Raw genomic sequence first — 13,096 nt, 5'->3', positions numbered from 1 at the left:
ATCTGTCAAGTATTTTTTCTAGGCAGTCTCTCATGCTTATTTTGTTTGATTTGTCAAGTTCACATTATACCAAATTAGATGAGCTTACCCTGGCTAAGGGTCAGATAGGAGTTTACGATCGCACAAATATTCAGGAGGCAGGAGGGAAAAGGCAAGAGGGTTTTAGGCTAGTTTATCTTTATTTACATAGTTTGGTTTTATTATGTCAACTTAATTTAATTACAAATTACGAGTTATCATGACTGCTGATCATCTCTGGCTACCTGCACCGACAGATTTAACTTTGTTACCGGATGAGATTCATGTCTGGCGCATAGACCTTGACCAGTCAGAAGCACAGCTGCAAAATTTTGCAGCAACTCTTTCTAGTGACGAAACGGCTCGTGCTGAACGATTTTATTTTCCAAAGCATCGGCAGTATTTCATCGCTGGTCGCGGTATTCTCAGAACTATATTAGGGCGCTACTTGGGTATCAAGCCATCACAAGTAGAGTTTAATTATCAACAGCGTGGCAAACCAGTATTAGCAGATGCATTTGCTGATAGTGGACTGGCATTTAACTTATCTCATTCCCAAGGGTTGGGTTTGTGCGCGGTAAATTGTACTCGCCAAATTGGTGTAGACCTAGAATATATTCGCCCGATGTCTGACTTGGAAGCTCTTGCCAAACGGTTCTTTTTACCGAGAGAATATGAGATGTTGCGATCGCTATCTCCCAACCAACAGCAAGAGATATTTTTCCGTTACTGGACTTGTAAGGAAGCTTATTTAAAAGCGACTGGAGATGGACTATCCCAGTTAGAGCAAATTGAGGTGTCGCTAACTCCCACAGAACCAGCCAAGTTACAGATAACTGAAGACTGGAGTCTTTTTGAACTAATACCTGCTAATAATTATGTTGCTGCTGTTGCGGTGGCGAATATTGGCTGGCACTTAAAATGTTGGCAGTATTAATCCTAGCCATTAGTCATTTTTCCCCAATGCCCAATACTTCTCTACGAGAGGCTACGCCAACAACTTTGCTACTTCTCTACCAGAGGCTGCGCCAACGACGTCGCTACTTCTCTACGAGAGGCTCCGCCAACGACGCCGCTCAGTACAAGTCAGTACAAGTGCCCCATGCCCAATGCCCCCTACTTATCTTCCTGCATACTTCTCACAATTTTTGTCACTAGGTTTCTGGGTACAAATCTGACGCTTTTTGCCAGTATTTTATTGAGCAAACCAGGAATAACAATGGTTTTGCCCTTCATTAAGGCGCGAAAACCAATTTCGGCTACTGTTTGTGCATCCATCATCTTCTTACCCTTAAGTAACTTAGAGTCAGCCATTCCCGTTCTTTCATGAAAGGCAGATGCGGTTGAGCCTGGGCAAAGAACTGTCACAGTTACACCTGTACCTTCTAATTCATTAGCGATCGCTTCTGAAAAAGATAAGATATAGGCTTTAGTAGCAAAATAAACCGCCATTAAAGGGCCTGGTTGAAAGGCAGCAGCCGAGGCGACGTTTAATATTTTTCCCTCACCTTGCTTTACCATGTCCTTCACGAATAGTTTAGTTAAATGGGTGAGACACACCAAATTTACCTGTAGCATTTCCAATTCAGCAGCTAGGTCTGTTTCGTGAAATAATCCATAGATACCAAATCCGGCATTATTTACCAGCACATCAACCTTAATATTGGCGAGTTGCAATTCTGTGAAAATTTCTTCAGGAGCTGTTGATATAGATAGATCCTTAACAATAGTCGTAACAACATTTCCAAATTTTTCTTGGAATTTAACTGCAATTTCTACAAGCTTTATCCCGTTTCTGTCTACTAAGACAAGATTGTAATCATGAGCAGCAAAAATACATGCTAATTCGTAGCCAATTCCACCGGCTGCCCCAGTAATAAGAGCAGTTTTTTTACTCTGTCCTTGATGTGTTGTGTTCATGTAAAAAGGTTAGTGAATTCAAGTTGGTGAAGCTGCATTGGATTTACAGTGGTTCTCGCTCTACAATTAAGTATGCGTAATATCTGAAACGACGAGAAATGTCTTGAGTTATAACCCTTTCAAATGCTTGTGTGGTGCGTAGGCGTAGCCCGCACTTCGACAAAGCTATCGCCTTGAGCTTGCTAGATATAGCAGGACAAACGTAAATTTAGGACTTATGCATCGTCAAAGTTGATAATCCAGAAAATTCGGTTATGTCCGACTGCTAGCGATCTCTATTTTTACACGTATTTGATTACTCACAGGACTTACGCAAACAATAGCCGAAAAGAATGATTTTCTTCTTAGGGCAATACCCTGCGGGAAGCTAAAGCTACATGAATTGCCCCGAAGGGCGTGTAGTTTTGTGTAAGTCCTAACTCAGAAGAGTGGGTAAAATCAAACTTTTATGGCTGACACTAACCATTGTATACTCAATTTTTTATGTCAAGGTGTAAGTTCTAAAAATTTACATTTTTGAGCATCAAAAAACAGGACAATTAGATTGCCTCTGTTGATGTATGATTTGTTAGCTGGCATCTTAAATGTTGGCTATTAAGTAGTACTGAGTCTTAAAAAACATGGATTAAACAAAATGTTTGGTAGGGGAGCCAGTGCGTTGCGGTGAGGCAGTCCGGTCTTCTCCCTTCGCGCAGCGTCTCCAAGAGTTGGGGAGACGCTAAAAGCGATGGGGTTTCCCCCATGAGGAACTGCCATTAGCGCAGCGTTAGCGAGTCCGCGAGCGTCACCCGAAGGGAGGTTCCCGACGAGCGATGACTCGCTATCTGTTGTAGCAACTGGCATTGTGTTACAGAAGCTGTAACGCCCCCTACGCAAGTTGTGAGTTCCTAAGCGATATTCAAGAAACCAGTTTGAATCAAGTAGGCGGTATAAGTCATAAACAATTGAGAGTCAATGGGAGGACAAACAATAGAACTACCTGCTAGTGCAATCAGGGTATCTTCGCAGCTAATATGGGGTCTTCTAGCTTGTAAATACAAATCAGGAATAGTCACTTGTTCATCAGACCAACGTTCCAATAAAAAGGGTCGCAGAGTGTATAAAGGGTTATCCACAGAAGACACATTATTAATTAACTCTGCTTGCCATTTTTCATAGGGAATCATCTCAACTGAATAACCAAAAGAGCGTATCCACTCAACTAGCATTTTCAAAGCTGCAGGTTGGGGATGTTGTAAATTGAAAGCCTTACCTATGGATTCTTTTTGGCGTGATAGATAAACGATCGCTTTACTTACATAGTCCACAGGAGACATATCTAACATATAATCTACATCAGGGAAACTTCCCATTTGTAGACAGCCCTTGGTCATCAAATTGATAAAGTCATGTGTGTTACAAATCCCTGTTTTGCTATCACCTGAAATCAGTGGTGGTCTATAGATAGTTACAGGTAGTCCACGATCACGGGCAATTTTGACTAACTTCTCAGCTACCCATTTAGTTTGAGAGTAACCAAGATAAATACCTTCCCAATGATTGAATTCATCCTGTTCTTTGACAACCTTGCCAGCATAAGCAGATGATTCAAAAATAGCGACACTAGAAACGTAATGTACAGGCTTGACTTTAACTTGACATGCCAATCTCAAAACTTCTTGCGTTCCTAAAACATTGGCTGCCTTCAGTACAGAGTAGGGAAAAACATAATTCAACAAAGCACCACTATGATAGATAGTATCAATATTGGCAGCTAAAATTTGAAACTGTTCAGAGCCAACACCTAACAATGGCTGAGATAAATCGCCGACAATCGGAATAATTCTGGAGTTAAATTGCTCCTGCCAAATTGCATACTGTTGCAGATTATTTTGGAGTTTACTTTTGCCTTCTTCGGCATTAGCAGCACGCACTAAACAATAAATATCCGCATTAGTTCCCTGTAGCAATTCCCGGATGACAAAAGCTCCTAAAAAGCCTGTTCCTCCAGTTAAAAAGATGTTTTTCGGTTCACCTACAGGCAGATTAGATGCAGCACCAGGATGGATGGTGGGGTCAAGAACAGCCTCAGCACTTAAATCTAGAACAGAGGGCGCAGCGTTGGCATTAGAAGATGTCACTCCTGTCTTTAGAATCGGTGAATCTTCTTGCACTTCTTCAGCTAAACGTTGTGAAAGAGCTTCAATATTTGGGTAATGCCACAGAAGCAATGGAGATGGTTGAAATCCTAGCAATTTCTCTAATTTGCTTACTAGAATCATTGCTTGGGCTGAATCCAAACCATAGTTTTCTAAATGCTCTTTAACATCTATTTCATCAGTTGATACTTTTAGCAATTCAGCTAAGTTAGATATCAAAAATATTTGAATATCGCCTGCGGTGAAAGACTGTTTTATAGTCATTTTCAAATCTCCAACAATGTAGAACGAATAGGGTGATACTGGCTGTAATAATCGTCAGCTTGCAGTCCTTGAATTTTCAAATTTTGGATACGATACAAAAAGGCTGTACCAGTCATAATTTGATTAGCAACATCAACTACCCGACGATTATTTGCTTCAGAGAGGTAGGAACCCCGTACCCAGTCATTGAAACCGCCCATTGCTGGGCCACACCAAATTTGATAATCGACTTCTCTACCTTTTTCACCAGAACTAGACCACCGAGAAGATAATCCTAAATACCAGCGGAAAATCAACGCCATTTTCAATTTAGGATTATTAACTGCTTTACCCAATTTCTCAGGATTCTTTTGGGACAAATAAGCCGCAGTTCCTTCCCATACTTCCGCAATAGTTTTGCGAAAAACTTGTTTTTCTAATTTCTCTCTTTCTGCCAAAGGAATCTCTTCAATGGAATCATAAGCGCGATAGAGTTCAAATAATTTCTGCGCTCGCATGGGGAACATCGTACCGCGTTTAAGAACTTGTAGTTTGACTCCAATTTCAAACATATCTGCTGCTGGGGCCATCATCATATCAGCCATTTCTGCTTGAGCTAATAATTTTTTGGTATGTTCACAAGCTCCAGATTCAACGCATGACTGATTAATTGAGCCGGTCATTATATAAGCAGCACCCATCATAAAGGCTGCTAATGCTGATTGTGGTGTACCAATTCCCCCTGCTACTCCGATTCTAATCGGTGTTTGGTAATGATATTGTGCTTGAATTTCATCCCGCAAGGCAATAATAGAAGGCAACAAACAAACCAAAGGACGGTTATCTGTATGACCACCAGAATCAGCTTCGACGGTAATATCATCAGCCATCGGAACTTTGGCTGCAAGAGTTGCTTGTAACTCGGTAATTAATCCTTGTTCTAGAAGTTCTTTAAGAATTCTGGCTGGTGCTGGTTGCAGAAATTTAGTGGCTACTTCTCGGCGAGAAATTTTGGCGATGACTTTGTTTTTGATTTCAATTTGATTAGCGTTATTCAACCCCAAGCCAGCAACACGGTAATAAACAATGTTGGGGGTCAAGTCGAGAAATGCAGATGCTTCTACTGTTCTGACTTGATATTTAAGGTATAAATCCACAGCCCGGCGTTCAATCGCAGGTTCGTTAGGACTGTGAATTAAATTAAATGCATAAGGCCCTTGAGGTAAAGCTTCTTGAATACGATTTATGGCTGTTTCCAAACGGTCTGGAGTTAAACCACCTGCACCAAAGGAACTCAAAATTTGCTCTTTTCCGAGTGCAATGACCATTTCTTCAGAAGCGATTCCGCCAGCCATTGCACCAGTAACATAGGCATATTTCACTCCATGAGAGGAGAGAAAATTGGGATCTCCAAACTGTTGAATGCGGATTGGTGCTGCAAATGTTAACAGTTCTACTTGGGCTGTTGTGCCATTATCACCAGGGGACAAATACCCCTCATTTGTGACACCGATTTTTCCGGCAACTTTCACGATGTAGCAGGGTTTATCTAATACCATCAATTTATTTTTGATGGTTTGTTGCTCAAAAGATACAGTTTCTAAAGAACCTTTCCAAACCTGGTTTTTGTTATAAGACCAAGCAGAGAAATTAAGACCATTATCGTGTTTACTTAGTACCGTATCTACGGTTGTCACGGCAGTTATCCCTTGGATTATAAGTAATGGATGATAAAAGCTGAAGGATGTATACTCTGTTAACGAACCGCAGAGGCGCAGAGGGCACAGAGTAAGGGAGTAATACCAATTCTCAGATGCACGTAATCTTTATTAAACGAACCGCTTTCGCGTAGCGTCTCGCAGAGAAGACGCCAAGGACGCATTCGCGGAGCGTCTCGTTGGCGCAGCCTCTCGTAGAGAAGAGAAGGAAGAGATAAGTTAAGAATTAGTTGGTGCAAGTTGAGAGAGAATTGGTATCAGGTATTAAGATTCTTCGTTAAGCAAGTTTTGGGCGCAAGTTAGTTGCAATTGAATGATTTCGCTCATTTGTTGACTGTAATCTTGTCTAGCTTGTAAAAAAGCTGTGTGCGCTTTGGTTATCTTTGAATTATTTACATTGAGCTTTTGATACTGAGTCTTATTTAAATCGAACATGCTGATGATGCTACTAATTTTTTGAGTGATGACAGGTGGGGAAGAGAGAGGAATTGGCTGTCTAATTGCACTTGACTCAGAAGATTGTAATTGTTCTTTCGTTTCAAAACCGTTATCAATGATATTTTTCGGTTTTACTTCTTCTGGCTGAGGCAAGATGTTAGGGGAATAATTTTCTTGTTGGATTATCTGGTTGGAAGTGTTAAGAGAATCTGTGATTTCAGATTGTTGGAGATTAGGTATGTTGGGATGCTGTTTTTTGAAGCGATCGCTCCTAAGATTCCCAGCGAAATCTTCAACAATTTGGCGATTTTCGTTGCTCAATATAGCAGCAGCAATTGATTTTCCACCCAAGGTAACTATTCTCAATGTTGCTTTATTTTTATTAGCGGTTTCTTGGGCTTTGCTGTACAGTGGTGATAAATCCACGTTTACCTGATGACTGAGTAGTTTTGCTAATGCTTTGACCATTGAGGCATGGTCATCCATCCCTCTACGATTCAGAGAAACTGTGATGTGTTCTTTGTTGTCAAGGATTTTATCAATCCATCGTGAACAAACACTACCCGCACCTGCTTCTAAAAATATTCGGACACCATCACCGTAGACACGATTAACTAATTGTGGAAAATCAAGTTCTTGGCATAATCCTTTAGCAATGTTATGCGCGATGGTTTCACTTTCAAGTGCGATCGGTTGATAATCGGCAGCTGAATAAAATACAATACCGGGAAGATTTTGGGATGGTAAAGTGTTTACCTTCTTGATTTCCTCGTACTGCGATCGCATCGCTTCACAATGTATCACATGGTCGAAGGGAGCCGGGAAAGCGTTGCAACCTAAAGTTGTAATCACTCGCTTACAGGCTGCATCATCACCAGCAATTAATACTTCTTCTGGTGTATTAATTTGAGTTAGATAAACACGATTCTCATGTTTGAGACATTCTCTAACTTGGGATGGACTAGCCATGAGAACATAGGTATTCCACAAATTGTTGTTTTGTGAACTTGGTGAATCGGTTAATCCCCAATATTCACGCACAGCATTTTTCGGACCAGATAATTTATCGCCAAATAAAGGTGATGAGTTTAAGGTATTACTTCCGCCCTCAAAATCACTCCAAACTCCTTGGGCAACCATCATACTGGTTTCACCCAAGCTATATCCAAAAACGGATTGCGGCTTGACTTGAAAATCATCTCGAAAAATTGCCGTCATGTATCTAGCAAAGGCGATTTCACTTTCAAACATTGCTAGGGAATCATCTAACAATTGCTTTTCGAGTGTTTCTAGTTGCCTAGTTGTCAATTTAGGTAAACTTCTGGGATAAACTAGCTTTTCAACATCGGCAGCCCGGTTGTAGAGATTGTTACTTTTTAAGTCCTCGAATACTTTCGGAAATAAACGGAAGACACTGCGACCAATGCCAATATAAGAATTGACTGCTGCGGGATAAACATAAGCAACTGCTCCAGTTTTACCCAATGGTTTCGCTGTGAAATAACTACCTAAAGGTGTTTGCCAATCTGTGCCGTTTTCAAAGGCATTATTTACACCTTTGCGGGCAGATTCAATTTCTTTGAGTAAATCTTTTGTGTTACGTCCTGTGATTGATAAGACGTATTTTGTCTCAGATTGCTGTTCAAAATTAGCGAATGTTTCCCTGGCGGTAGCTGATAAAGAAGAACTAGCTTCAATGGATTTTTGAAGATGGTTAAGTAAATCTGGTATGGTGGAGCGATCGCTAACTACGATCGGAAACAGATGAAAAGGCATTTGTTGCAAATATCTGTTGTCGCGCTCCTCTTGGCTGGGTTCCTCAGATAAGATTAAATGGGCGTAACTCCCATCAATACCCATGCTATTAATTGCTGCTACTCTGCGTGTGCCGCCTTTATCGACAAACCAAGGTCTTGATTCCATTGCCACATAGAAAGGGCTACCTTCCCATACTTGCGGTGTTTTGACACCAGACCATTTGGGAGTAGCGGGAATATACCTGTAATAAAGACAGAGGGCGGTTTTGATTAAGCTAGCAATTCCCGATGCTGTATAGGTGTGGCCGATATTGGCTTTGACGCTGCCCAATGCACAATGCAAACCATTGCCCACTTTCGGATAAGCTTGCAGTAAACCTGTGATTTCGGCTTCATCCTGCTGGGAAACGCCACTACCAAAGACTTCCACATAGTTAACCTCTGTGGGTTGAATATCTGCCATCTGGAAAGCTTGGTTGCAGACATTGCTGATAGCTGAAGCATCAGCTTTTACCAGACCCTTACTGTCAGTAGAATTACTTTGTGCGAAACTCATGGCATCAATGACTGCATAGATGCGTTCATTGTCTTCCTTAGCAGCTTCGTAGCGCTTGAGAACAACAGCACCAGCACCTTCGCCAACCGTCCAGCCATTAGCTTGTTGGTCATAACCCAACGTATTGACACCCGTATTAATTGGTGCAAATTGGCTGCGGAACAAGACATTTTCCACACCACCTGCTAAATCTACGGCACCCACAACCACTGCATCAACTTCACCCGTAGCGAGTAGCATTTGTGCAACTTCCAACGCTTTGAAGGTAGAATTTTCGCCAGCGCTGATGGTGAATGCAGGGCCAGTGAAATTCCATAAAGCAGAAATCCGACTCGCCATAATGTTGGCGATATGACTCACATATTCGCCGATTTCTACTGGTTGGTGAATGCTATCTTTAACAATGGTTTCCAGTTGCGCCAGGTGTTCAGCAGGTAAAGAAATTCCTTGGTTGAGTAAGCCGTCCTTAACCTGCCAAGATAAATTCCATCTTTGCTGTAGCTGATGTACGGAAAACTCTGTCTCAGCAGCGACAATCACTGCGACATTGCCGCCCTCCTGTAGTTTCGCATCTTTGACGGCGCGATCGCTAACTTTCAGCAGTAATAATTGTTGTGGGTTTAACTTTTCTATTTCATTCGGTGGGATTTTGCACGATAAAGTATCGATTTCAAAATCTTTGATATATGCCCCTACTGGCGCTTTCCCATCTGCTAAACCATACTCTTTCAGGACATTTTCTTGATTTTCTATACCGTGCCATCTTTGAGGTGGTAGGGAAGTAAAATGCTGTGTTCCATCATAAATACTGCGTTCAAAAGCATCTAAGCCATTGCAGTTACCGAAAAAGGCATCCATGCCGACAATGGCGACTTTTACGGGTGGAACAGGTGGAGTTGATTCAACTGATTGTGTTGTATTTCCTTGTTCTAAAATTAGATGAGAATTAGTGCCGCCAAAACCAAAAGCGCTAATAGCTGCCCGTTTAATTGGTGCGTTATTATTCGGCCATGCCGTAGCTGTTCTAACAATTTTGTCGGCTGAAATTGTACTTTTTTCTGAAGTTAAAGGATCAGAAACATTCATAGTTGCTGGAATTACACCATGAGACATACTCAAAATCACTTTAGTCAAGCCAACCATGCCAGCAGCAGTTAGCAAATGACCAGTATTTGCCTTAGCAGAACCAACCAGAGGTGCAGCTTGGTTTTGACCAAAGAATGTTTCTATGGAATTGAATTCGGTTGTATCTCCTAGTAATGTGCCGGTGGCGTGACACTCTAGATAATCAATAGTTTTGGGGCTAAATTTCGCCTCATTATAGGCTCGCTCAAAAGCTAAAATTTGTCCTTTAGGGTTCGGACTCAATAAATGCTTACCTTTGCCATCATTCGAGAGTCCATTACCGCAGATGGTAACAAGAATATTATCACCATCTCTAACGGCATCAGAATATCTCTTCAGCATCACCATCCCAACACCATCTGCGGGGATTAATCCTCTAGAGGATTTATCTAAGGGGCGGCTAATGCCGTTTTCTGCATACCCTTGAACACCAGAAAATAACATCCGCACGAATAGGGAATCAGCACAACTGATGGCTCCAGCTAACATGATATCAGCTTTATGTGACCATAAGTAATGAGATGCTAGTTTGATAGCATAAAATGATGATGAACAAGCAGCATCCAGACATAAATTAATCTGGGATAGAGACAGAGCTTGAGCAATGATAGATGCTGGTAAACCTGATATCATCGCATTGTATAAAGACGCTTTAGTTGCACTTGGGAGAGCAGCTAAATCAAAATCTTCATACTGCAAAAGTTCTCTAACAGCAGGGGTAATAGATTGCTGGTAAATTGGAGAGAATAATTGATTAGATAATTTTGTCGGGAATGACAAATTACCTAAAATTACGCCACATTTTGCCAGAACAGTTTGATTACCCCAATAACCACTGTTTACAATTGCTTGTTTAGCGGCATACAATGACCATTTGAAGGTATTATCTAAACCAGCAACAAATTCTGATGGTAGATTGTATTCAGATGGATTAAATTGAAAGTTGCGGATGTATCCGCCTTTGAGGGAATAGGTTTTATCTGGTGTACCTTTGACTGGATTGTGAAAGATTGTCGGTTCTACTCCGATTTCTTCGACGGTTGCAGAGGATGTGGAATCTTTTTGATTAACGATGTTCTCCCAGTATTCTTCAGGGTTTTTAGCATCGGGGAATAGGCATGACAATGCGATGATGGCTATTTTTTCCACGATTTATATGCTCCGAGTTTGGGTATTAGGCAAGAGATAATTTAAAAGGGAGGATTTACGCTGTTCCCCAAACTTTCAAGAGGCAAGTTATAGCAATCGTAAGATTACTATTAGTTTTGTTTGTAGTAAGCACTTAAGTCATTATAAAAGAAGGACTAAATTCCTTACTACGAACTTTAAACTTGATAGACTACTAGCTTCTGAGCATTTTCATTGACCAAATAATGGCGTGAGCGCCGAGCATTCGTGAATAGATTTTACCTTGGCGATCGTGTATGATAAAGTTAGCGATCGCACTACTTGGTGTCTTAGCTAGTACTTCACAAGAAACGTAAAATGTTTCGTTATGTGGTATCGCTTCAAATTGTTCAAATTTTTCGACTTTTCCAGGTAAACAACCTTCTTCATGAAAGTGTTGTGTCCAAATCCATAAGGCGTGCATACTCAAGTCTGTTGTATAAGGATTCACCCATTGGACAGGGAATTGTCCTTGTTGCTGGGCGCTGAGTTCTGGCCACAGACATTCTGTTGTGATTTTTTCAGGACTGATGTTTAAAACTCTCTTAACTTCTTGAAAACCGGGGCCATGAAATAATGTAGCCCCACCATTTTGGTAAAAAGCTTTTCCGGTAGCGGTGATGATATTATCTGGTTCGAGATTGAGAGATTCATAAATGGGTGCAACTGGGATTTCTCGCTGGAGATTAAGTTGAGCGCTAAAATGAAAATGGATTCTCCCTTCTGGGTTTTTACTCGAAATTTTGGCTTTAAGTTCGATTCTTTCAAGATTAACTTTGGAAACTTCTTCTATTTCTAAAATATGTTCATTTGCTAATGTTTCATTGAAAGTAATCCCCTTTAAAACTTTGAAATCTTGGTAATTGAACAATGTATAACCGGGATATAATTGTTCAGAAGCATTGATAATCCAGGTCATTGCACAAGTTGCTGGTAAAACTGGAGAACCAGCAATAGTATGATCATGTAAAAATGGATTAGCCTCCAATGTCATTTGGCGACGAATACGATAAGTTCGTAGTTCTGAATCTAGTTCTGTCGCCATTGGAACTAGTGGACTACCAATAACAACTTGTGCAGTTGCATGATTAGTATTATCCATTTCTTTAACAAGCATTTGTGCGCCGACTGCAATCGGAATTATTTCAATTTTTCGCTCCTGAAAAATCTTCTTTAATTCTGCTGTCACCATTCCACTATCCCAAGCGCCCCAGTTGATAGCGACTACATGACATGAGGGATAACTTTGCTTAAATATATGGGCTGATTTGTTCAGAATTTCATTTGCGATCGCATAATCAGATTGTCCGGGATTTCCGTAAAATCCTGTTACGGATGAAAACAAAACTAAATGTTGAAGTTGATTAGGATTAACGCAAGCTAACAGGTTTTCTAAACCTTGAACTTTGGCGGTGTAAACTTTTTCAAAATCTTGTTCTGTTTTCTTTTCAATTAACTTATCAGCTAAGTTTCCAGCGCCGTGGATGATTCCGGTAATTGGGCCGAGGTGTTGCACGGAATTGGCAAGTTTTTCTTGTAAAGCTTGCGTATCTGTAACATCGACGCTGATATATTCTGCTTTAGCTCCTGTTTTTTCAATTGCTGCTAGCGTCTTTTTAATTTCGCGGCTGGAGGTAATTTTGTTATATATCTTTTGCACATTCATGGGTGTGGGTTTTTCTCCTTGGGAAAGAAGATTTTCCATGATGCATTTTTTCAATGCGGATTCATCAGAATTTTGAGCAAAATCTGGCTCTGTTTCTAATAGTTCGGAGCGACCGATGAGGATAAATTTGCAGGGTTGCTGTTGAGCTAATCTGATAGTACACTCAGCCGTAATCCCTTTTGCACCCCCGCTCACGACAAAGACAGATGATGGACTAACCTGGGCCGTTTGTGTCATAAATCCTCTGATATTAATTCGTAATTCGTAATTAAGACAAGTTGTTTCCTATCTCTTTCTCTGTGTCCTCTGCGCCTCTGCGGTTTTTTTTTAAACGAACCACAGAGACGCAG

At 40.9% G+C, this 13,096-nt stretch carries 9 protein-coding genes; 3 read left to right on the top strand and 6 right to left on the bottom strand.

Going from position 1 to position 13,096, the window contains the following annotated elements; genetic code table 11:
• The 3 genes from ACYTXL_RS07990 to ACYTXL_RS07980 form a co-directional block, all read left to right on the top strand.
• Nucleotides 1-242: hypothetical protein (locus ACYTXL_RS07990; protein ID WP_461924238.1), on the top strand; the 242-nt coding region annotated here is incomplete at its 5' end.
• Nucleotides 239-955, top strand: a complete 717-nt coding sequence (gene hetI, locus ACYTXL_RS07985) for a 4'-phosphopantetheinyl transferase HetI (protein ID WP_461924237.1) — start codon at nt 239-241, stop codon at nt 953-955. The genes ACYTXL_RS07990 and hetI, both read left to right, overlap by 4 nt.
• A 26-nt stretch (nt 956-981) precedes the next feature.
• Nucleotides 982-1,176: a hypothetical protein gene (locus tag ACYTXL_RS07980; RefSeq protein WP_461924236.1), complete on the top strand. Its 195-nt coding sequence runs from the start codon at nt 982-984 to the stop codon at nt 1,174-1,176.
• Here the strand turns inward: ACYTXL_RS07980 and ACYTXL_RS07975 are convergent.
• From ACYTXL_RS07975 to ACYTXL_RS07950, 6 genes are all read right to left on the bottom strand, one after another.
• Nucleotides 1,135-1,938 (bottom strand): SDR family NAD(P)-dependent oxidoreductase, encoded by an 804-nt coding sequence (locus ACYTXL_RS07975; protein WP_461924235.1) that lies wholly within the window; start codon nt 1,936-1,938, stop codon nt 1,135-1,137. The two genes, ACYTXL_RS07980 and ACYTXL_RS07975, sit on opposite strands and share 42 nt — an antisense overlap.
• A gap of 594 nt (nt 1,939-2,532) precedes the next feature.
• Entirely contained in the window at nt 2,533-2,781 is a 249-nt protein-coding gene (locus ACYTXL_RS07970) for a hypothetical protein (RefSeq protein WP_461924234.1), read from the bottom strand.
• A gap of 44 nt (nt 2,782-2,825) precedes the next feature.
• Entirely contained in the window at nt 2,826-4,340 is a 1,515-nt protein-coding gene (locus ACYTXL_RS07965; RefSeq protein WP_461924233.1) for a thioester reductase domain-containing protein, read from the bottom strand.
• 2 nt (nt 4,341-4,342) lie between these two features.
• Entirely contained in the window at nt 4,343-6,016 is a 1,674-nt protein-coding gene (locus tag ACYTXL_RS07960) for a PfaD family polyunsaturated fatty acid/polyketide biosynthesis protein (RefSeq protein WP_461924232.1), read from the bottom strand.
• 285 nt (nt 6,017-6,301) lie between these two features.
• A complete protein-coding gene (locus ACYTXL_RS07955) occupies nt 6,302-11,062 on the bottom strand; it encodes a PfaB family protein (protein ID WP_461924231.1) in 4,761 nt (1,586 codons plus the stop codon).
• Between the two features lie 193 nt (nt 11,063-11,255).
• On the bottom strand, nt 11,256-12,983 hold the full coding sequence (locus ACYTXL_RS07950; protein ID WP_461924230.1) for an SDR family NAD(P)-dependent oxidoreductase: 1,728 nt from the start codon (nt 12,981-12,983) through the stop codon (nt 11,256-11,258).
• Between the last annotated feature and the right edge of the window lie 113 nt (nt 12,984-13,096).

Source organism: Nostoc sp., from assembly GCF_054880495.1.
This window is presented reverse-complemented; position numbering and strand designations above follow the sequence as displayed.